The organism is Rossellomorea sp. ABR4_012 (assembly GCF_056159545.1).
Map to the genome: position 1 here is coordinate 1522914 of NZ_JBSWVK010000001.1, position 21208 is coordinate 1544121.

The 21208-nt window shown below is 43.2% G+C and carries 17 protein-coding genes and 1 pseudogene; 17 read left to right on the top strand and 1 reads right to left on the bottom strand.

Features of this window, described 5'->3' with window-relative positions; all coding sequences use genetic code 11:
* Positions 1 to 23: 23 nt before the first annotated feature.
* The 11 genes and pseudogenes from ACXAFV_RS07410 to ACXAFV_RS07460 all read left to right on the top strand — a co-directional run bounded on the left by ACXAFV_RS07410 (position 24) and on the right by ACXAFV_RS07460 (position 13695).
* Entirely contained in the window at positions 24 to 1034 is a 1011-nt protein-coding gene (locus ACXAFV_RS07410) for a tetratricopeptide repeat protein (RefSeq protein WP_475125454.1), read from the top strand.
* A gap of 161 nt (positions 1035 to 1195) precedes the next feature.
* The gene (tig, locus tag ACXAFV_RS07415) at positions 1196 to 2479 is read left to right on the top strand and encodes a trigger factor (protein WP_475125455.1); all 1284 of its coding nucleotides are present in this window, start codon (positions 1196 to 1198) and stop codon (positions 2477 to 2479) included.
* A 362-nt stretch (positions 2480 to 2841) separates the two neighbouring features.
* Positions 2842 to 4113, top strand: a complete 1272-nt coding sequence (gene clpX / locus ACXAFV_RS07420) for an ATP-dependent protease ATP-binding subunit ClpX (protein WP_475125457.1) — start codon at positions 2842 to 2844, stop codon at positions 4111 to 4113.
* A gap of 129 nt (positions 4114 to 4242) precedes the next feature.
* Positions 4243 to 5907 (top strand): ATP-dependent protease LonB, encoded by a 1665-nt coding sequence (lonB, locus tag ACXAFV_RS07425; RefSeq protein ID WP_475125458.1) that lies wholly within the window; start codon positions 4243 to 4245, stop codon positions 5905 to 5907.
* Positions 5908 to 6172: 265 nt separating this feature from the next.
* The gene (lon, locus tag ACXAFV_RS07430) at positions 6173 to 8497 is read left to right on the top strand and encodes an endopeptidase La (RefSeq protein ID WP_475125460.1); all 2325 of its coding nucleotides are present in this window, start codon (positions 6173 to 6175) and stop codon (positions 8495 to 8497) included.
* Positions 8494 to 9078 carry a ribosome biogenesis GTP-binding protein YihA/YsxC gene (yihA, locus tag ACXAFV_RS07435; RefSeq protein ID WP_475125461.1) on the top strand — a complete coding sequence of 195 codons (585 nt, stop codon included), beginning with the start codon at positions 8494 to 8496 and terminating at the stop codon, positions 9076 to 9078. The genes lon and yihA overlap by 4 nt, the downstream gene beginning before the upstream one ends.
* Positions 9079 to 9700: 622 nt before the next feature.
* Complete coding sequence (locus tag ACXAFV_RS07440) at positions 9701 to 10477, top strand: transporter substrate-binding domain-containing protein (protein WP_475125463.1); 777 nt, start codon at positions 9701 to 9703, stop codon at positions 10475 to 10477.
* 105 nt (positions 10478 to 10582) lie between these two features.
* Complete coding sequence (locus tag ACXAFV_RS07445) at positions 10583 to 11230, top strand: amino acid ABC transporter permease (RefSeq protein WP_446243799.1); 648 nt, start codon at positions 10583 to 10585, stop codon at positions 11228 to 11230.
* Positions 11231 to 11251: 21 nt separating this feature from the next.
* Positions 11252 to 11986 carry an amino acid ABC transporter ATP-binding protein gene (locus ACXAFV_RS07450; protein ID WP_475125465.1) on the top strand — a complete coding sequence of 245 codons (735 nt, stop codon included), beginning with the start codon at positions 11252 to 11254 and terminating at the stop codon, positions 11984 to 11986.
* 174 nt (positions 11987 to 12160) lie between these two features.
* A pseudogene (locus ACXAFV_RS07455) lies at positions 12161 to 13068 on the top strand (DMT family transporter).
* A gap of 69 nt (positions 13069 to 13137) precedes the next feature.
* On the top strand, positions 13138 to 13695 hold the full coding sequence (locus tag ACXAFV_RS07460) for a cysteine dioxygenase (protein ID WP_475125466.1): 558 nt from the start codon (positions 13138 to 13140) through the stop codon (positions 13693 to 13695).
* Between the two features lie 105 nt (positions 13696 to 13800).
* On the opposite strand, the gene ACXAFV_RS07465 is transcribed toward ACXAFV_RS07460, so the two are convergent.
* Positions 13801 to 14286 carry a LiaI-LiaF-like domain-containing protein gene (locus ACXAFV_RS07465; protein WP_475125467.1) on the bottom strand — a complete coding sequence of 162 codons (486 nt, stop codon included), beginning with the start codon at positions 14284 to 14286 and terminating at the stop codon, positions 13801 to 13803.
* 567 nt (positions 14287 to 14853) lie between these two features.
* Here ACXAFV_RS07465 and hemA point away from each other — a divergent pair.
* The 6 genes from hemA to hemL are packed head-to-tail and all read left to right on the top strand — an operon-like array spanning position 14854 to position 21138.
* On the top strand, positions 14854 to 16206 hold the full coding sequence (hemA, locus tag ACXAFV_RS07470) for a glutamyl-tRNA reductase (RefSeq protein ID WP_475126091.1): 1353 nt from the start codon (positions 14854 to 14856) through the stop codon (positions 16204 to 16206).
* Positions 16207 to 16221: 15 nt separating this feature from the next.
* On the top strand, positions 16222 to 17055 hold the full coding sequence (locus ACXAFV_RS07475; RefSeq protein WP_475125469.1) for a cytochrome c biogenesis protein: 834 nt from the start codon (positions 16222 to 16224) through the stop codon (positions 17053 to 17055).
* Positions 17056 to 17072: 17 nt separating this feature from the next.
* Positions 17073 to 18005, top strand: coding sequence for a hydroxymethylbilane synthase (gene hemC / locus ACXAFV_RS07480; protein ID WP_475125470.1), 933 nt, complete (start codon positions 17073 to 17075; stop codon positions 18003 to 18005).
* Positions 18005 to 18799: a uroporphyrinogen-III synthase gene (locus ACXAFV_RS07485; protein ID WP_475125471.1), complete on the top strand. Its 795-nt coding sequence runs from the start codon at positions 18005 to 18007 to the stop codon at positions 18797 to 18799. The genes hemC and ACXAFV_RS07485 overlap by 1 nt, the downstream gene beginning before the upstream one ends.
* Before the next feature lie 27 nt (positions 18800 to 18826).
* On the top strand, positions 18827 to 19801 hold the full coding sequence (hemB, locus tag ACXAFV_RS07490) for a porphobilinogen synthase (protein WP_475125472.1): 975 nt from the start codon (positions 18827 to 18829) through the stop codon (positions 19799 to 19801).
* Between the two features lie 44 nt (positions 19802 to 19845).
* Positions 19846 to 21138, top strand: coding sequence for a glutamate-1-semialdehyde 2,1-aminomutase (gene hemL / locus ACXAFV_RS07495; protein WP_475125474.1), 1293 nt, complete (start codon positions 19846 to 19848; stop codon positions 21136 to 21138).
* The last annotated feature ends 70 nt before the right edge of the window (positions 21139 to 21208 follow it).

Genomic DNA, 21208 nt, shown 5'->3' on the forward strand with positions numbered 1-21208 from the left:
ATACGTATAGGCGGGTACAAAACATGACAAAGAAAAACAATGAGGAAAAAGGAAAGGTCCTGCAATTTCCCGGATTGAAGGAGAGGCTCCTTGAAAAAGGGGTTCAGTCCCTCGAGAACGGGGATATCCAGGAATCAGCAGACCTTTTGACCCAAGCGTATGAAATGGATCCGAAGAATCCTGATATCAATACAGCGTTGGTATTAGCCCTTTATGAAAATAAACAATATGATGAAGCAAAAGTGATCTGCAAAGAAATGCTTCTTGAAGGGATTGGGGAATATTTCGAGGTGGTCGATATGTACCTGATGATCCTCATCCAGCTTCATCAGCATCAAGATGTAATTGATACGATACACGCACTTTTTGACGAAAAAGAGGTGCCTTTTGAAAAGGAAGAGCATTTCAAGAAACTGCTGCACTTCAGTGAAAAAGTAAGGGATGGAAAAGAGCCGGATAGCGAGACGAAAGTAACACCTGAAATTCCGGAGACCTCCATCCTGAAAGATAAGAGTCTCGAGGAACAGACCCTGATCGCAGCCCAGCTGGTTCATCAGAATATCCGTCCGTATCTGCCTGAGCTCCTTTCTTATTTAGGGGACGGGGATTCGCATCCATTTCTGCAGTCCATGATCCTGAATGTATTACGTGAACATGGATTTGATAAGGGAATTTTAATCAGTAAGTTGAATAAAGAAGTGCAGGTCGCTCCTTCTTCACTGCAGGATGTGTTTGAAACCGACTTTTTTATAAAAGTGACGGAAGAGCTGGAAGACCTATTATCACAGCGGAATCCCACACTATATCAACATGCCCTTGAATTGGTTAAGAGACATTCTTTCCTTCTGTATCCATTTGAACTGCAAGGGGGTCCGAGCAGTGCGTCCATCGTTTACGGATATTATACAGCGGGAATGTTTGCCGATACTATTCTCCAGGAAGAATTGAAGGAGAAGATCGAAGAATGTGAGGAATGCCGAAGCCTGCTTGAGCAGCTGAATGAGCTAGAGGAAATTTCTTCACCGATAATTTAATTGCTCTCTGTTGAAAGAATGAGGCTGTATGTTATAATATAATGGTTGCAATAGAATAGATTTTTATATATTTACGATGATAGTGCTAGATTCATACACGGGACTATCTACTACTATGCGTAAAAAATTAGAATCAAATATAGATTGTTGGAGGGAACAGTATGTCTGCAAAATGGGAAAAGCAAGAAGGTAACCAAGGAGTACTTACAATTGAAGTAGAAGCTGCGAAAGTAAACGAAGGTTTAGACGCTGCGTTCAAAAAAGTTGTAAAGCAAGTAAATGTACCAGGATTCCGTAAAGGGAAAATGCCTCGCGGTATGTTCGAAAAGCGCTTTGGTGTAGAAGCTCTATATCAAGATGCATTAGACTTCATCTTACCTGAAGCTTATGCTCAAGCAATCGAAGAAACTGGCATCGAGCCAATCGATCGTCCGGAAATCGATGTTGAGCAAATGGAAAAAGGCAAAGAGTTGATCTTCACTGCGAAAGTACAAGTGAAGCCTGAAGTGAAACTTGGAGACTACAAAGGTCTTGAAGTAGAAAAAATGGAAACTGAAGTAACGGCTGAAGATGTTGAAGCTGAACTTACTTCACTTCAAGAAAAACAAGCTGAGCTTGTTGTGAAAGAAGAAGGAAAAGCTGAAGAAGGCGACACAGTAACAATGGATTTCGAAGGATTCGTTGACGGTGAAGCGTTCGAAGGCGGACAAGCTGAAAACTATTCTCTTGAATTAGGTTCTGGACAATTCATCCCAGGATTCGAAGAGCAATTAGTTGGAGCAGCTGCGGGTGTTGAGAAGGATGTTGAAGTTACATTCCCTGAAGAATACCATGCTGCTGAGCTTGCAGGAAAAGCTGCAACATTCAAAGTGAAACTCCACGAAATCAAAACAAAAGAACTTCCAGCATTAGACGATGAATTCGCGAAAGATGCTGATGAAGAAGTTGAAACATTAGCAGAGCTTAAAGAAAAAATCGAAAAGCGTCTTCAAGAATCCAAGAAGAACGAAGCTGAAACAGCAGTTCGTGAAACGCTTGTAGAAAAAGCTTCTGAAAATGCAGAAGTTGAAATTCCTGAAGTAATGGTAAACAGTGAAGTAGACCGCATGATGCAAGAATTCGGTCAACGTCTTCAAATGCAAGGTATGAATCTTGACCTTTACTTCCAATTCTCTGGTCAAACAGAAGAAGATCTTCGCGGTCAAATGCAAGAAGATGCAGGCAAGCGTGTACGCACTAACCTTACGTTAGAAGCAATCGCTGCAGCTGAAAATCTTGAAGTGACTGATGCAGAAGCAGAAGAAGAAGTAAATAAAATGGCTGAGCAGTACAACATGTCTGCTGACAACATCAAGCAAGCCCTAGGCGGTCTTGACACACTTAAAGCGGACCTGAAAGTTCGTAAAGCAGTAGAATTCCTTGTTGATAACAGCAAAGAAGCATAATAATAATAAATAGGAACAAGGCGCGATTCGCGCCTTGTTTTGTACAATTAATAGTTGATTTTCAATCGTACAAAAGAATAATAATCTGCAATTTTGGATAAACCTTAATAAGCAGGGGTTAAATTTCTGACAATGCTTGCAGTCTTCTTCCATACTGATATACATAAAAACATGTAAGTAAAATATTTGCTAAAATGTCCGATACATAATAAGATGATTCTTAAGAATCGTATAATTTTTTTACAAACATATACTGTGCTAAAATGCAATACATAACTTAGTGGTGAGAAGAAGCAAGTACACGGTCGTCCATAATCAATTTGTGATTGATTGAAGCAGTATTAATGAAGGGGTGAAATACATTGTTTAAATTTAATGATGAAAAAGGACAATTAAAATGTTCTTTTTGCGGAAAAACGCAAGATCAAGTTCGTAAATTAGTAGCAGGACCTGGTGTTTATATATGTGATGAATGTATCGAGCTTTGCACTGAAATCGTGGAGGAAGAACTCGGTACGGAAGAAGAAGTTGAGTTTAAGGATGTTCCGAAACCAAAGGAAATCCGTGAAATTCTCGACGAATACGTCATTGGACAGGAACAGGCTAAAAAGTCTCTTGCTGTCGCTGTGTACAATCATTACAAACGTATCAACTCAAGCAGCAAAGTAGACGATGTAGAACTGTCAAAAAGTAACATCGCGATGATCGGACCTACAGGAAGCGGTAAAACATTACTTGCTCAAACTCTTGCCCGTATTCTTAATGTGCCATTCGCAATCGCGGATGCGACATCTCTGACTGAAGCAGGTTATGTAGGTGAAGACGTTGAAAACATTCTGTTAAAGCTGATTCAAGCAGCCGATTATGATGTGGAAAAAGCCGAAAAAGGCATCATCTACATCGATGAAATCGATAAAGTGGCAAGAAAATCAGAAAATCCTTCCATCACTAGAGACGTATCAGGAGAAGGTGTACAGCAGGCGCTGTTGAAAATTCTTGAAGGTACAGTGGCAAGCGTGCCTCCACAAGGTGGACGTAAGCATCCTCATCAGGAATTCATCCAAATTGATACGTCGAATGTACTGTTCATTTGCGGTGGTGCATTTGATGGTATCGAACAAATCATCAAACGCCGCCTCGGCCAAAAGGTCATTGGATTCGGTTCCGATCCTAAGAGTGCTGAAGTAAAAGAAGATAAATCTCTTCTATCCAAAGTGGTACCTGAAGACTTATTGAAATTCGGTCTGATCCCAGAGTTTATCGGGCGTCTTCCAGTAATTTCGAGTCTAGAGCCGCTTGACGAAGAAGCGTTGGTTGAAATTCTGACAAAACCTAAAAATGCATTGGTGAAACAATACCAAAAAATGCTTGAACTTGATGATGTAGAATTGGAATTCACAGAAGAGGCCCTTCTTGAAATTTCCAAGAAAGCAATCGAGCGTAAAACAGGTGCCCGCGGACTGCGTTCCATCATCGAAACGATGATGCTTGATGTGATGTTCGATCTTCCTTCACGTGACGATATCAAAAAATGTATCATCACAAAAGAAACGATTCTTGAAGATGCAGTACCACAGCTAGTCCTTGAAGACGGCACCATCATCGATCCAAACGAAGAAAAAACATCTGCTTAACAGCTTCTAAAAGCCCGGAATGGTTTATCATTCCGGGCTTTGTTTTATGTCTGTTATTTTTTTGTTTATTCCCACAACCTCAAGGAGATACTAACCCGTAACAACATGTATCTACTTGGAGGGAGACGAATGAGCTTTACTAGCATCGCTTTATTTATCCAATTGTTCTTCGGAATCATCATTGGATTGTATTTCTGGAACCTTCTTAAAAATCAACGAAATCAAAAAGTGACCATTGACCGTGAATCGAAAAAGGAAATGGAAGAACTGAGAAAAATGAGATCCATCTCTTTGACAGAGCCGCTGGCAGAAAAGGTAAGACCGACGAGCTTCGATGATATCATCGGTCAGGAAGATGGAATAAAAGCATTAAAGGCAGCCCTTTGCAGCCCGAATCCACAGCATGTAATCATCTATGGGCCTCCGGGAGTGGGAAAAACGGCAGCTGCCCGTCTGGTGTTGGAAGAAGCAAAAAAGAACTTCAAATCCCCTTTCAAATCAAGCGCAGTTTTTGTGGAATTGGATGCTACCACTGCCCGATTTGATGAAAGAGGCATTGCTGATCCATTAATCGGTTCTGTCCATGATCCCATCTATCAAGGTGCCGGTGCCATGGGGCAAGCGGGAATCCCGCAGCCGAAGCAAGGAGCGGTAACAAATGCACATGGCGGTGTGTTATTTATTGATGAAATAGGAGAATTACACCCTATTCAAATGAATAAACTATTAAAAGTATTGGAAGATAGAAAAGTTTTCTTGGAAAGTGCTTATTATAACGAAGAGAATCATCAGATACCCACCCACATACATGATATTTTCAAAAACGGCCTTCCAGCCGACTTCAGGTTGATCGGAGCCACTACTCGTACACCAAATGAAATTCCTCCTGCGATTCGATCACGGTGCATGGAAGTGTTTTTCAGGGAGCTTGAGCAGGATGAAGTAAAGAAGGTGGCTGCTCGGGCAGTGGATAAAATCAATATGAAAATCAGTGATAAAGGCCTAAATACGCTTGCTTCGTATTCCCGCAACGGACGTGAAGCAGTTAATATGGTTCAAATCGCAGCAGGTGTAGCCATCAATGAGAACAGAAATGACATGTATGATCATGAACTGGAATGGATCATTCAGTCCAGTCAGTTGACACCGCGCTATGAAAAGAAAATCAATGAAGAAGCAACGATCGGGGTTGTGAACGGTCTGGCTGTAACGGGTCCGAATACCGGGTCTCTGCTGGAAATCGAAGTGACCGTGATTCCTGCACAAGACAAAGGACAAATCAATGTAACGGGTATCGTTGAAGAAGAAAGCATCGGCGATCGAAGTAAATCAATCCGCCGTAAAAGCATGGCAAAAGGTTCGATTGAAAATGTCATCACGGTACTTCGCTCGATGGGGGTGCCGGCGGATCAATATGATATACACGTAAACTTTCCCGGAGGAATACCTGTGGATGGACCTTCTGCTGGAATCGCGATGGCGCTCGGCATTTACTCGGCTATTTACCGTATACCAATCAAACATAACCTCGCTTTAACCGGGGAAATCAGTATTCATGGATTTGTTAAACCTGTCGGAGGGGTATTTCCGAAAGTGAAAGCGGCGAAATTAGCAGGTGCCGAGGTCGCAATCATTCCACATGAAAATCAGCAATCCATGATGAATGAAATCGAAGGAATTGAAGTCATTCCGGTCAAACATTTGAAGGAAGTACTGGACCTGGCTCTAGTGAAAGATCAACTAAGCACAAGTGAGACAGCACTGTTAAACGAATCAAATAAAAAAAGCGTATAGACTATGGCCGATTCGGGTCTATCCGAATCGGTTTGTCTTTGAGTAAGAGAGGCTAATTTTTCTAGAGTATTGTCCAGCTCCAGCGCCTAGCCCCTCGAGACGTTTCGGTCCGGCGGGTGGAGTCAAAGAGCGACTTCACCGGCCGGTCCAAAAGCGCTTGTCGGGGCTAATCAAGGCGCTTACGCTTTTCTAATTAATAGACACTACCTAGTAAATAAGTTAGAATTGTACAAAGGCTAAGAGCCTAATTTTGGAGGTGTTAGATTTGGCAAAGCAAAATAAAATAACGGTTCCCCTCCTTCCATTAAGAGGCTTACTCGTATATCCGACAATGGTCTTGCATTTAGATGTTGGGCGTGAGCGCTCCGTACAGGCTTTGGAAAAAGCCATGATGGATAACCATTTAATTTTCTTAACAACCCAAAAAGATATGAATATAGATGAGCCTGAACAAGAAGATTTTTATGAAATGGGAACACTGACCAAGGTAAAGCAGATGCTTAAATTGCCTAATGGAACGATCCGGGTTCTCGTGGAAGGGTTGAATCGTGCCTCGATTGCCGCATTTACTGACGAGGAAGAGTATTATGAAGTAGAAGTGGAAGAGCTTCATGATCCCGTCGAGAAGGAATCCGAAACGGATGCATTGATGAGAACACTTTTGAATTATTTTGAGCAATACATAAAGTTATCGAAGAAAGTATCAGCAGAAACATATTCCACTGTCTCTGATATAGATGAACCAGGCAGACTTGCCGATATCGTCGCTTCGCATCTGCCTTTGAAAATGAAGGAAAAGCAATCTGTGCTGGAAACGCTTGATATCAAGAAGCGTCTTCAGATGGTGATCGAAACCATTAATAATGAAAAAGAAGTTTTAAGCCTGGAAAAGAAAATCGGCCAGCGGGTAAAACGTTCAATGGAGCGTACCCAAAAAGAATATTATCTGCGGGAACAGATGAAAGCAATCCAAAAAGAGCTTGGCGACAAAGAAGGAAAAGCCGGTGAGATTGATGACTTGACGTCGAAGATCGAACAGGCAGATATGCCAGAAGAAGTGGAAAAGACCGCACTAAAAGAGCTGGCACGTTATGAAAAAGTTCCTTCAAGCTCTGCGGAAAGCTCTGTTATCAGGAACTATATCGAATGGCTGGTTTCATTGCCATGGTCGACAGAAACAAAAGACCAGCTGGACATCAAACGCTCAGAAGCCATCCTGAACCGCGACCATTATGGACTCGAGAAAGTAAAAGAGAGAGTATTGGAATATCTGGCTGTCCAGCAGCTGACGAAATCGTTAAAGGGACCGATTCTCTGTCTTGCAGGACCTCCTGGAGTCGGGAAAACGAGTCTGGCACGCTCTGTCGCTGAGTCACTCGGAAGAAACTTCGTCCGGATTTCCCTGGGGGGAGTCAGGGATGAGTCTGAAATAAGAGGTCACCGCCGTACCTATGTAGGTGCAATGCCGGGAAGAATTATCCAGGGGATGAAAAAGGCAGGTACTGTCAATCCGGTTTTCCTGCTGGATGAAATCGATAAAATGTCAAGTGATTTCAGGGGCGACCCTTCTTCTGCGATGCTAGAAGTCCTTGATCCCGAGCAGAACTCCAATTTCAGTGATCACTACATCGAAGAGACGTATGATTTATCGAAGGTCATGTTCATTGCAACGGCGAACGATCTGTCCACGATACCCGGCCCGCTCCGAGACCGTATGGAAATCATCACGATTGCCGGCTATACCGAGCTTGAGAAGATGAATATTGCAAAGCACCACCTGTTGACCAAGCAGATTAAAGAACACGGCCTGACCAAGAATCAAATGCAGGTAAGGGATGAAGCGATTGTTGATATCGTCCGTTATTATACGCGTGAAGCAGGGGTACGGAGTCTGGAGCGGCAACTTGCCTCCTTATGCAGAAAGACGGCAAAAATCATCGTATCAGGCGAGAAGAAACGCGTCGTGATCACAAGCAGCAATATCGAAGACTTCTTAGGTAAGAAAAAATTCCGCTACGGACAGGCGGAAGTGGAAAATCAAATCGGGGTTTCCACCGGCCTGGCTTATACATCCGTGGGAGGGGATACGCTCCAAATTGAAGTGTCGCTCGCTCCAGGGAAAGGAAAGCTTGTCCTGACAGGGAAGCTTGGGGATGTCATGAAGGAATCTGCCCAGACTGCCTTCAGTTATGTACGGTCTAAAGCGAAAGACCTCGGAATTGATGAAGAATTTCACGAGAAATGGGATATTCACATCCATGTCCCTGAAGGAGCGGTGCCAAAAGACGGCCCATCAGCAGGGATCACGATCACTACAGCCCTCGTTTCTGCCCTTACAGGTAAATTTGTAAACAGAGAAGTGGGAATGACAGGGGAAATCACCCTCCGCGGAAGGGTTCTTCCAATCGGAGGTCTAAAAGAAAAATCATTAAGCGCTCATCGTGCTGGAATCAAAACGATTATCCTGCCGAAGGATAACGAGAAGGACATTGAAGACATTCCTGAAAGTGTTAGGGAAGATTTAACTTTCATTCTTGTATCCCATATAGATGAGGTCTTAGAGAAAGCATTAGTAGGTGAAAAGAAGTGAAAGTAAATCAAGTTGAATTAGTAATCAGTGCGGTCCGTCCGGAACAATATCCGGAAGGGGACCTGCCTGAATTTGCACTGGCAGGACGTTCGAATGTGGGGAAATCATCCTTCATCAATAAAATGATCGGCCGGAACAGCATGGCAAGGATTTCATCCAAGCCGGGTAAAACCCAGACGCTTAACTTTTATAAAATCGAGGAAACACTGTACTATGTAGATGTTCCTGGATACGGCTATGCAAAAGTATCCAAAAAAGAGCGAGAAGCATGGGGGAAAATGATCGAAACGTACATCACTTCCCGTGATCAGCTTAGAGCCGTCATCCTCATCGTCGATCTTCGTCATCCTCCTACAAACGATGATGTAGTCATGTATGAATTTCTAAAGCATTATGGCATTCCATGTATTGTGATAGCCACAAAAGCTGATAAAATACCAAAAGGGAAATGGCAAAAGCACCTTAAGGTAACAAAAGATACACTAGAAATGGATAAAGAGGACGAATTAGTCTTATTCTCCTCGGAAACTGGCTTAGGAAAAGACAAAGCATGGTCAGCAATTAAATCGTTTTATAAATGAACCTATAACACAAATTTTGTTAAAGGCACTTGTTGATATTTAATCCTCTCCAGCGGTTGATTGGAGTGCAAGACGAAGACTCCTGCGGGAGAAGCGAGACAGGTGAGACCTGTCCAGCTGCAGGGCTTAGAGGTACATGTCATAAGTCAAATCGGCCAAGAAAGGCAAAGAACGCCTTCGTGGCCGATTCGCCTTATGCCACCCGCCTCTCTTCAAAGCACTTCCGCTTTTCTAACCCACAGGAGCGCAGCGACGAGGAGGCTCACCGGCCGCCCGCGGAAAGCGAAGTATTGCACGGAAATCAATAGCGGTGTATCACAGCCATTAACTCTCTGTCTAATAAAAAAGAACTGCTTCAATAGTGAAAGACAAACTATTGAAGCAGTTCTTTTTGTTATGAGTGGTCTAATAAGGGAGTAAATACCTAATCGTATTGAGTATTATTAAGGATATGAAAGGGATATGTCGCATCCTTGTTTATAGTCAAGCTCAGTTCATGTCACCATTAATTATGCGTCATTATAAATAATTATAAGAGTATTTGAATTTTGAGAATTTTCTCTTTTGTTGATACAATTGTGAAAGATATACAGTAATACATACTAAAGGGGGACTTCGAAGAGTGAAGAAATTGACAGGATTATTAGTATTGGCATTAGTGCTTATCCTTTCTGCATGTGGGGGGAAAGCGACAACCGAAAGCGGAGCAAAGCTTGTTGAAGAAGGAAAGCTGATTTATGCAGCTTCAGGAGAATTTAAGCCATTCAGTGTAACCGAAGATGACGGTACGATGTCAGGGTTTGATATCGAGGTCGCCGAAGCGGTTGCCAAGGAATTGGGACTGGAGCCTGAACAGAAGAAATTCAAGTTTGCCGGAATCGTCGAAGGTGTAAAATCAGGACGTTTTGATGTGGCGGTAGCAAGTCATACGATTACAGAAGACCGTTTGAAAGAAGTGGACTTTTCTACTCCTTATTACTACTCAGGTCCACAGATTTTTGTCCGTCCGGACAGTTCGGTAGAGACGCTTTCTGACCTTGAAGGGAAAGAAATCGCGGTTTCAAAAGGATCTACCTATGCGGACACTGCGAAAGAAGTAACAGACAGTATTCAACAGTATGATAGTGATGTCGTCGCACTTGAAGCGTTAAATAAAGGAAAGCATGATGCAGTCATCACAGACTTCATCACGGGTAAAGAAGCGATTGCTTCCGGTTTGAAGCTCGAAGCACGCGAACTGATCGGACGCAGTGAACAGGCAATCGCTGTTGGAAAAGAGAATGAAGCACTGCTTGAAGATATCAACAAAGCACTCGAAAAGCTGAGAGAAGATGGAACACTGAAGAAAATCAGTGAAAAGTACTTTAATACAGACATCACAACAGACCCGGAAGAGTAAGCGCAGCATGATGGAAAGCGAATGTGCTTCGTGTGCACATTCGCTTTTTTTATCGGCAGCCTGCTTGGTTCAGTCTAAAGCAAATAGTTGAATGGAGGGACATTCATGCATTTTCTCGAAACCTTTGCAGATACATATGACATCTTTTTGAAAGGGATGCTGTTAACATTCCAATTGACGATCGTATCCGTACTGATCGCCATTGTAATCGGACTATTCTTTGCCTTTTTAAAGATTTCCAAGGTGAAGCCGCTGGAGCTTTTGGCAGATTTATATATCTTCGTCGTCCGCGGTACACCGTTGATCGTACAGATCTTTATTTTCTATTTCGGACTGACCGCACTGCACATTTCAGGATTCTGGTCCGTCGTGTTAGGTCTTGCCTTCCATAACGGGGCCTATATTGCGGAAATCTTCAGGGGAGCCATTCAATCCATTGACCGCGGTCAAATGGAAGCAGGTCGTTCCCTGGGGATGTCAAACGGTCTGACAATGAGAAGGATCATACTCCCGCAGGCCTTCAGAAGAGCCCTGCCGCCACTTGGAAATCAGTTTATCATCGCGCTGAAGGATTCATCCCTTGCTTCCTTTATCGGTATGTTTGAACTCTTTAGTGTCGCGACGACCTTGGGATCAAATAATTTCGACTATATGACGTACCTGCTGATCGTTGCAATCTACTACCTGGTTCTTGTCCTGGTATTCTCAACGATTGTGAATATTATCGAAAAACGTATGTCGGTCAGTGATTAAATCGATGCTGGAGGGATGAATATGAGTCAGGAAATGATCAAGGTAGAAAAGTTGAATAAATCCTTCGGGGACTTACATGTACTGAAGGATATCGATATGAGTGTGAGGGAAAGTGAAGTTGTCTGTTTGATCGGCGCCAGTGGATCAGGCAAAAGCACCCTGCTTCGCTGCCTGAACTTCCTGGAACTGAAGGATAACGGCCAAGTGGTCTTTGAAGGGGAAGAAGTCAATCAGGATACCCATGATTTAAACAAAATCCGTCAAAAGGTGGGAATGGTATTTCAGCACTTCTATCTGTTTCCTCATATGACCGTTTTGGAGAACGTTATGGAAGCTCCTGTTCACGTGAAACGGGTACCAAAAGCAGAAGCCAAGAAGAATGCAAAGGAGCTCTTGAAAAAAGTAGGGTTGGCTGAAAAAGAAAATGTCTATCCTTCCAAGCTTTCAGGTGGGCAGAAGCAGCGTGTCGCCATTGCAAGGGCACTTGCGATGAAACCCGATATCATGCTCTTTGATGAACCCACCTCAGCCCTCGATCCCGAATTAGTCGGAGAGGTACTGTCTACAATGAAGGAGCTTGCCCTCGAAGGGATGACGATGGTCGTCGTCACGCACGAAATGGGGTTTGCCCGGGAAGTGGGAGACCGAGTGGTTTATATGCATGATGGAAGAATCGTGGAAGAAGGATATCCGAAAGAAATGTTCTCGAATCCTAAGCAGCAAAGGACTAAAGAATTTTTGGATTCTGTACTCTAAAGCGATGAAGAGAAGCGTCTCAATTTAATTGAGGCGCTTTTTGTATGTAATGGAAAAATGCGTAATCCATGACACTTGGCATAACAATCATAAATGTTCCTTTCTTCCGCTTTTTCTCATTTTCTTGTTGGACATGCATATGATGGTATAAACCTCTGAAAGGAAATATTGAATATGAATAAGGCGACTATCGCAGCATCTTTCTATGCAGCAATCTCGATAAGTTTCTGGGGGATATCGTTTGTATCAACCAAAGCTGTAGTCGATACCCTTGAGCCATATACCCTTCTTGTTCTCCGTTTTGCAATCGGTGCACTATTTTTATTAGCGGTATTGGTTATAAAACGTTCCTTCCATTACGCTATATCCCGCATCTTATTGTGCTGTCTGTACTGGGGGTTTTTATACATCAGGTCATACAGGCAACGGCCTTATTATCCATAGATGCGTCTGCTGCAGGATGGATGATATCTTTTTCCCCTGTTTTCACTGTAATCCTATCGATGCTTTTTTTACATGAGAAAATGACGTGGCTGCGTACGGCAGGTATGCTTATTGCCATCATAGGGGTGTTGATGGTGACAAGTGCAAGAAGCGGTCAGTCTCCGGGTTTTGAAGTTAATTTCGGCTATATACTGATGGTTCTTAGCACATTGAATTGGGCTGTGTACTCGGTCCTATTAAAAAGATTGAGGGTTCCTCTCCCGTCGCTCATTGTCACTTTTTATATGAGTCTGCTTGGATGTCTGTTGAGCATCCCTTTCCTGCTGAGGAGTAAGGGGTGGGAAAACATGTCTCTCCTCACTAATACAGAATGGGCGCATATATTGTTTCTTGGGATTTTTGTCTCAGGTGTCGGATATTGGTATTGGGCAAAAGCACTGGAGATAATGGAAGCATCGAAGGTTTCAATGTTTCTCTATTTAGAGCCGCTTGTGACGTTCATCGCAGCAGTCCTGTTGCTGCATGAAAAGATTTTTTTCATAAGTATACTGGGAGGGATCATAATCATAGTAGGGGTCATCATAGTGAATGGTCAATTAGTGCCGGTTATTCGCCGCATCATTTGGGCAAGGAAGTAATCCAAGACTAACCCTGGAGAGGGAGAGTTAAGTGGAATGACCAGCTCCATGTATGAAAGGAGAGTATCTATGACATTGAATGAACGTATTGAGAGAACATTGGCTGGGATAGCGTCTCCTTCAGCACTTCAGCTGAAGAAAGCACTGGAATCGTTGGAAATCAGCCTTGAAGATTTGAAGCCGTTTCTTCACTCACCTGAAGGAAAACCATATTACCGCCGCTTATTGTATAAAAACGAAGAGGCAGAACTGCTGGTGATGAACTGGTCGGATATCGAATGCGCCCCGCATGACCACGGGAGTTCCAAAGGCTGGATTCAAGTCATGGAGGGAGGGGCATTGAATACAGTGTATGAAGTGAGGGATGGTCTACTGCCGAGAGAGATATTTAATCGAACCTATCATAAAGGTTCATTCTTTTTTGCCCCAAAAAGCGGGATTCATAAAATGAAGAAGGGAGGATCTGGAAATCTTGTCACCCTGCATTTGTATTCCCCGCCTATAGAAGGAATGAAGGTTTACAATTTGGAAAAATGCGCTGCTTGTGTTGTTTCAAATGAATGTGGTGCATGGTGGCCGGACGATCAAAAGCAAAAATTAAAGGATATCAGAATAAGTAGGCGCTAAGGGAGGAGGATTGAAGCATGCAATTTCCCTCCCTTATTACAACAAATGGTCCACCTCATAAGTACTTTACATGATAGCTGACCGGGGTGAATTACAGATAAAACCCTACTTTTTTCTGATAAACAGAAGGTATACGCCAATCGCAATGATGAAGATCGGCCAGAACTCCCAAGCTGAACCGACTCTTCCCTCAATCAGCCCAAGCCAGACTGCTGCCTTATCAGAGAATAGGAGAATAATAGAAAGGGCGAGAAAAAGAATTCCATGGAACAAGCCGTTCCTTGTCTTCTGGTACCGCAGTAAAAACCCTAGTGCTATGATCAAGATGAAGGTCCCCATATGATCAGGCCATATTTCCAATTTATTTACTACGTGAAAATGAAGTCCAAAGCCGACCAGGATGGTTCCGGGAAGAATGGCTTCATTTTCACGCCCCCTATATCCCTGCCCGAGAAATGCGATCCCCACGATGATAAGAAGAGTGGGCCAGGTGAAAAAGTGCTGGAATAAGACAATATTTGCTTGCTGAAGATAAAAGTATAATCCGAATCCTATCAAGATCAATCCAGGGAAAATTCTTTGCTGTTTCATGTTAATCCTCCAATAAAACAAAATTTCTGTGTACAAGCCCGGTATAAAGAAGGTTCAATATGTATCTGTTGTTACTTTTACCCTGTCCATTGCAGGGAAAACTGATTTTGTTTTGCATTACCTAAGGAAAAAACAGGCATGTAGAGATTCCCCGTTATCTTCCTCAATTAACATCATAAGAGTCAGGAGTAAGCCAATAGTGTTATTAAACCATATCCTACTCGATTCAGAGTGAGGATTAAGGTTTATTTTATCCGGATTGAGGAAAAATGATAGAAAGAAGCTTTTATCATACTATATACGCCGAAAATAGTGTGAATCCTTTCCATCACTTGATTCTTTCAGCTTGTTTTGATAACCTACATTAGTAGGAAATGTCGAAATTCAAGAGAAATGAAACGGTTTTCATTGATGACCCTATGAAAGTTCAACAATTCCTGTTGATTTTTAATATGGTACATCATAACATAGTCAGGTTTCAATTTCTGTTCACATTTACGGACAAAGGATACTTAACGGACATGTTATAATAAGGGTAATGATTTTATTGGGGGTGTAGTGCATAGCATGTATACGATTGTCGTTGGTTTAAATTATAAAACGGCCCCTGTTGAGATTCGTGAGCGTTTATCATTTAATGAAACTGATCTGCCATTTGCTATGAGAGCATTGAAGGAAAAGAAAAGCATTCTGGAGAATGTGATCGTTTCCACTTGTAATAGAACGGAAGTATATGCAGTAGTTGATCAGCTTCACACAGGTCGTTATTATATAAAAGATTTCTTATCACAATGGTTTGATATAGATAAAGAGGAGTTCACCCCGTATTTGTTCATTTATGAACAAGAAGGAGCGGTCGAACACCTTTTTAAAGTGTCTTGCGGTCTGAATTCAATGGTTCTTGGGGAAACGCAGATACTTGGCCAGATCCGTACAAGCTTTTTGACTGCACAGGAAGCGGGAACAACTGGAACGGTATTTAATCATTTGTTCAAGCAGGCTGTGACCGTGGCGAAAAAAGCTCATTCAGAGACGGAAATCGGTTCAAACGCTGTATCAGTCAGCTATGCAGCGGTCGAGCTTGCCAAAAAGGTATTTGGCAGTCTCGAAAACAAACACGTACTGATTCTTGGAGCAGGTAAAATGGGAGAGCTTGCTATCAAGAACTTACACGGCAGTGGTGCTACAAAGGTAACTGTGATCAACCGTACCTTTGAAAAAGCCCAGACGCTTGCCGGACGTTTCGATGGTAAGGCAAAGACTCTGCAGGAACTGAATTGTGCACTGGTCGAAGCGGATATTCTGATCAGTTCCACTGGAGCGAAGGACTTTGTCCTTACGAAAGAAACGATGTCTTATGTGGAGCGCATGAGAAAAGGGCGTCCACTTTTCATGGTGGATATTGCAGTGCCTCGTGATCTGGATCCTTCCATCGGTGAACTGGAAAGTGTTTTCCTCTATGACATCGATGACTTGGAAGGTATTGTCCAAGCTAATTTAGCGGAACGTAAAAAAGCTGCTGAACAGATCGAATTGATGATCGAAGCTGAGATTGTTGCGTTTAAAGATTGGTTGAATATGCTTGGGGTCGTACCTGTCATCTCAGCGCTTAGACAAAAAGCATTATCGATTCAGGCGGAAACGATGGAAAGCATCGAGCGCAAAATGCCCAACCTGACCGACAGGGAACGGAAAGTATTGAGCAAACATACGAAGAGCATCATCAATCAATTGCTGAAAGACCCGATTTCACAAGCAAAAGAACTTGCTGCCCTGCCCGATGCCGAGGATAAATTGGATTTATTCGTTTCGATTTTCAACATCGAAAAGCAAGTGCAGGAACAGACACAACTAAAAGCAGCCAATGAGAAGAGTGAGAGCAAAAAGAGCTTCACTCCACAACCTTCTTTTCATGCGTAAGTGAGGTTATTGTCTATGTTTGAACAAACGATGACTAGGCTGCACGAACTGATGATTGTTCTGTATGCTATTAGTATTCTGTTTTATTTTATAGATTTCTTAAACAAAAACCGGAAGGCAAACCTTTTTGCCTTCTGGTTACTTGCAATTGTTTGGGTCCTTCAAACAATTTTTTTATTTCTTTACATGATCAATACAGGCAGGTTTCCAGTCCTCACGATTTTTGAGGGGCTTTATTTTTATGCCTGGGTATTGATTACCCTGTCATTGGTGATCAACCGGCTGCTGCGGGTTGATTTCACTGTCTTTTTCACCAATGTACTGGGATTCATCATCATGGCCATCCATACGTTTGCGCCCGTGCAGGTGGAGTCACGCGCGATGGCTGAACAGCTGGTTTCAGAATTGCTTCTGATTCACATCACGATGGCCATCCTATCATACGGGGCCTTTACATTATCCTTTGTTTTCTCTCTTCTCTACTTATTGCAATTCAAACTTTTGAAAGAAAAAAAGTGGGGAGAAAGATTATGGAGGATCAGTGATTTGTCCAAACTTGAGAAGATATCTTATATTTCGAACTCGATCGGAGTGGCCATGCTTCTGCTCAGTTTGATCCTTGGCATGCAGTGGGCTTTTATTAAATTACCAAACTTCATTTTGTATGACCCGAAAATTATAGGATCATTCATTCTATTAATTTTATACAGTACTTACTTATATCTGAGAATCAAGAAGAACGTATTTGGAAAATCATTGGCAATGCTTAATGTAGCTGCTTTCTTGATCATCTTGATCAATTTCTTTTTGGGAAGCCGGCTTTCATCCTTTCATTTCTGGTATTCATAAGCTTTCAGGAGGTAATTATGAGAAAAATCATTGTAGGATCAAGACGAAGTAAATTAGCACTTACACAAACAAATTGGGTGATCGATCAGTTGAAGGCAATCGATTCCTCTTATGATTTTGAAGTGAAAGAAATCGTGACAAAAGGGGATCAAATCCTGGATGTCACACTTTCCAAGGTAGGCGGAAAAGGCTTATTTGTTAAAGAAATCGAGCAAGCCATGCTTGATAAGGAGATTGACATGGCTGTGCACAGCATGAAAGATATGCCTGCTGTACTGCCTGAAGGTCTTACAATCGGATGTATACCAGAACGTGAGGATCACCGTGATGCGTTTATCAGTAAAAATCATGTTGCGCTGAAGGACCTTCCTTCCGGTGCCATTGTCGGTACAAGCAGCTTGCGAAGAGGGGCACAGATTCTATCCGTGCGTCCCGACCTCGAAATCAAATGGATTCGCGGTAATATCGACACACGTCTTTCCAAGCTTGAAAATGAAGACTATGATGCCATCATCCTGGCAGCTGCAGGCCTTTCACGCATGGGCTGGACAAGTGATGTTGTGACTGAATTCCTTGATCCGGATCTTTGTCTGCCAGCTGTCGGCCAGGGAGCACTGTCAATCGAGTGCCGCGAAGATGATGATGAGCTTCTGGGCTTATTGAATCAATTTTCTGATGAAGAAACAACTCAAACCGTGACTGCGGAAAGAGCCTTTCTGCATAAGATGGAGGGCGGATGCCAGGTGCCGATTGCCGGATATGCGGAGCTTAAAGACAACGGTGAAGTGGCGCTGACAGGCCTTGTGGCATCTCCTGACGGCCACACGATTTATAAGGAATATATGTCAGGGGCAGATCCTCAAACTGTTGGTGAAAGAGTAGCGGAAAGCTTGACTGAGCTTGGTGCTAAAGCACTGATTGACAAAGTGAAAGAGGAGCTTGATCAATAATGAACGGTGAAAAGCCTTTAGATCAAATAAAGGTACTCATCACAAGGGGAAAAGAGGGAGCCAAGGATTTGAGCTCCCTTATTGAGGGATATGGAGGGGTTTCTGTAGTGATCCCCCTCCTGGACTTCAAATCATATGATGATCCACGGGGAACGTCCCTGCTATTATCGATACATAACTATGAATGGATTGTATTCACCAGCAGAAATGGTGTTGCATTTTTTCTGGATCAATTAGAAAAACATAAAATAAAATTATCTTCGCTGTTTGCCAAATTTGCTGCAGTAGGGACAAAAACAGAAAAATATTGTGAAAATCGCGGACTGTCCGTTTCGTTTGTTCCAGATGATTTTACAGGGGATGACTTTGTACATCAGTTCATCTCTGAGAAGAAGCCGAACGGAAAAGTGCTGGTTCCAAAAGGGAACCTGGCAAGGGATGTCATAGCGAAAGAGCTGATTGAAGCAGGGGTCCGCTGTGATGAGTGGATCGTATACGAAACGATCTTACCTGAAGAAAGCATTGGTAAGCTAAAAGGAGTAATCGCAGAGGGCAATGTCGATATCTTGACTTTCACGAGTTCCTCTACCGTCCATCATTTTATGAAGGTGATCGATAGGTATTCCCTGCACTCGAATATCCGGAACCTTCCGGCAGCGTGCATCGGCCCTCTTACCAAAAAGACGGCAGAAGAGTACGGATTACATGTAAAAATTTGTCCAAACACGTATACTGTAGATGAGATGGTCGCGGAAATGATAGAATATGCGGCTGCAGCCAGAGATAAATCATAATCATACCGATCCAACGGAGGTTTTAAAATGAAAGATCTAACATTTAATCGCCATCGTCGTTTAAGACAATCAGAAAATATGCGTTCATTAGTAAGGGAAACATATCTTAGAAAAGAAGATTTGATCTATCCTTTATTTGTTGTAGAAGGAGAAAATATCCGTAAGGCAGTACCTTCCATGCCGGGAGTGTTTCATATTTCCATGGATAATCTCCATGCGGAGATGGATGAGATCGTCTCATTGGGCATTAAATCAATCATCCTGTTCGGTGTGCCTGCAGAAAAAGATGAGCTTGGGAAACAGGCTTATCATGAGCATGGAATCGTGCAAAGAGCAACCCGCTTCGTGAAGGAACTCTACCCTGAAATGGTTGTCGTAGCAGATACCTGCCTATGTCAGTACACGAGCCATGGCCACTGCGGAATTGTTAAGGAAGGAAAAATCCTGAACGACCCGACTCTTGACCTGCTTGCAAAAACGGCCGTCAGCCAGGCGGAAGCGGGAGCGGATATCATCGCCCCTTCTAATATGATGGACGGCTTTGTCGCTGCCATCCGTCATGGCTTGGATGAAGCAGGCTTTACGGACGTACCGATCATGTCCTATGCAGTGAAGTACTCTTCAAGCTTCTACGGACCGTTCCGTGATGCAGCTCACTCAACACCTCAATTCGGTGATAGAAGAACATATCAGATGGACCCGGCAAACCGTTTGGAAGCATTGCGCGAAGCACAATCCGATATCGAAGAAGGAGCAGACTTCCTGATTGTGAAACCGGCTCTTTCTTATATGGATATCATGAGAGAAGTGAAGGACCGTTTCAACGCACCGGTTGTTGCCTATAATGTAAGTGGAGAATACAGCATGGTCAAAGCCGCTGCAGAAAACGGCTGGATCAACGAGCAGGAAATCGTGATGGAAAAACTGACAAGCATGAAGCGTGCTGGGGCAGACCTGATCATTACGTATTTCGCAAAAGACGTAGCAGGCTGGCTGTCTTAAAACAGTTCAACATTCCTGAATATCATTAAAGGAGGAGAACGGACATGCGTTCATTTGAAAAATCACAAGAAGCGTTCAAAGAAGCAAAGAAGTTAATGCCAGGCGGTGTAAATAGCCCTGTCCGCGCATTTAAATCAGTCAAGATGGATCCCATCTTCATGGAAAGAGGAAAAGGGTCCAAAATCTTTGATATCGATGGAAATGAATATATCGATTATGTACTTTCATGGGGTCCCCTTATTCTTGGTCACAGCAATGACCGTGTGGTGGAAGCGATCAAGAAGGTGGCTGAAAGCGGGACAAGCTTCGGTGCACCAACTGAAATCGAAAATAAACTGGCTCAATTGGTCATCGAACGTGTTCCAAGTATAGAGATCGTTCGTATGGTTTCTTCAGGGACGGAAGCGACCATGAGTGCACTTCGTCTTGCACGTGGTTATACAGGACGAAATAAAATCATTAAATTTGAAGGCTGCTATCATGGCCACGGAGATTCGTTGCTGATTAAAGCCGGCTCCGGTGTAGCAACCCTTGGTCTCCCTGACAGCCCAGGAGTACCTGAAGGCGTCGCGCAAAATACGATCACCGTTCCATACAACGATCTTGAAAGCATCCGTTATGCATTCGAACAGTACGGTGATGATATTGCAGGAGTGATCGTCGAACCTGTTGCGGGAAATATGGGAGTTGTCCCACCTCAGCCAGGCTTCCTGGAAGGACTGCGAGAAATAACGGAGCAGAACGGTTCACTGTTGATTTTCGATGAAGTCATGACTGGATTCCGCGTAGGATATGGCTGTGCTCAGGGGTATTTCGATGTGACTCCTGATCTGACTTGCCTTGGAAAAGTGATCGGCGGCGGACTGCCTGTTGGAGCGTATGGCGGAAAAGCCGAAATCATGGAGAGAATCGCTCCGAGCGGTCCGATATACCAAGCAGGAACCCTGTCAGGAAATCCGCTGGCGATGACGGCCGGTTACGAGACACTCAGTCAATTGACGCCTGAAAGCTATGAAGAATTCGGACGCAAAGCAGATCTTCTTGAAGAAGGCCTGAAAAAAGCGGCTGAAAAACACAGCATCCCTCACACGATCAATCGTGCAGGCTCGATGGTCGGATTATTCTTCACAAATGAAGAAGTGAAGAATTATGAAGGGGCAAAATCCTCCGACCTGGAAATGTTCGCAGACTACTACCGTGAAATGGCGAATGAAGGAGTATTTTTACCGCCTTCCCAATTCGAAGGGTTGTTCTTATCAACTGCCCACACTGATGAAGACATCGCCAAGACGATCGAAGCTGCGGAAAGGGCGTTTGAGAAGATTAGTAAAAAATAAAAAAATTAAGGAAGCCGGCCTTTTTATAAAAGGCTGGCTTTTTTGATTCATTTGGACAATTCAAAAGGAA

Bases quoted from the DNA above. Each gene is read 5' to 3' on its own strand.
- ACXAFV_RS07410 (WP_475125454.1), top strand. From the start codon at position 24: ATGACAAAGAAAAACAATGAGGAAAAAGGAAAGGTCCTGCAATTTCCC.
- tig (WP_475125455.1), top strand. From the start codon at position 1,196: ATGTCTGCAAAATGGGAAAAGCAAGAAGGTAACCAAGGAGTACTTACA.
- lonB (WP_475125458.1), top strand. From the start codon at position 4,243: ATGAGCTTTACTAGCATCGCTTTATTTATCCAATTGTTCTTCGGAATC.
- ACXAFV_RS07445 (WP_446243799.1), top strand. From the start codon at position 10,583: ATGCATTTTCTCGAAACCTTTGCAGATACATATGACATCTTTTTGAAA.
- ACXAFV_RS07450 (WP_475125465.1), top strand. From the start codon at position 11,252: ATGAGTCAGGAAATGATCAAGGTAGAAAAGTTGAATAAATCCTTCGGG.
- ACXAFV_RS07460 (WP_475125466.1), top strand. From the start codon at position 13,138: ATGACATTGAATGAACGTATTGAGAGAACATTGGCTGGGATAGCGTCT.
- ACXAFV_RS07465 (WP_475125467.1), bottom strand. From the start codon at position 14,286: ATGAAACAGCAAAGAATTTTCCCTGGATTGATCTTGATAGGATTCGGA.
- hemA (WP_475126091.1), top strand. From the start codon at position 14,854: ATGTATACGATTGTCGTTGGTTTAAATTATAAAACGGCCCCTGTTGAG.
- ACXAFV_RS07475 (WP_475125469.1), top strand. From the start codon at position 16,222: ATGTTTGAACAAACGATGACTAGGCTGCACGAACTGATGATTGTTCTG.
- hemC (WP_475125470.1), top strand. From the start codon at position 17,073: ATGAGAAAAATCATTGTAGGATCAAGACGAAGTAAATTAGCACTTACA.
- ACXAFV_RS07485 (WP_475125471.1), top strand. From the start codon at position 18,005: ATGAACGGTGAAAAGCCTTTAGATCAAATAAAGGTACTCATCACAAGG.
- hemB (WP_475125472.1), top strand. From the start codon at position 18,827: ATGAAAGATCTAACATTTAATCGCCATCGTCGTTTAAGACAATCAGAA.
- hemL (WP_475125474.1), top strand. From the start codon at position 19,846: ATGCGTTCATTTGAAAAATCACAAGAAGCGTTCAAAGAAGCAAAGAAG.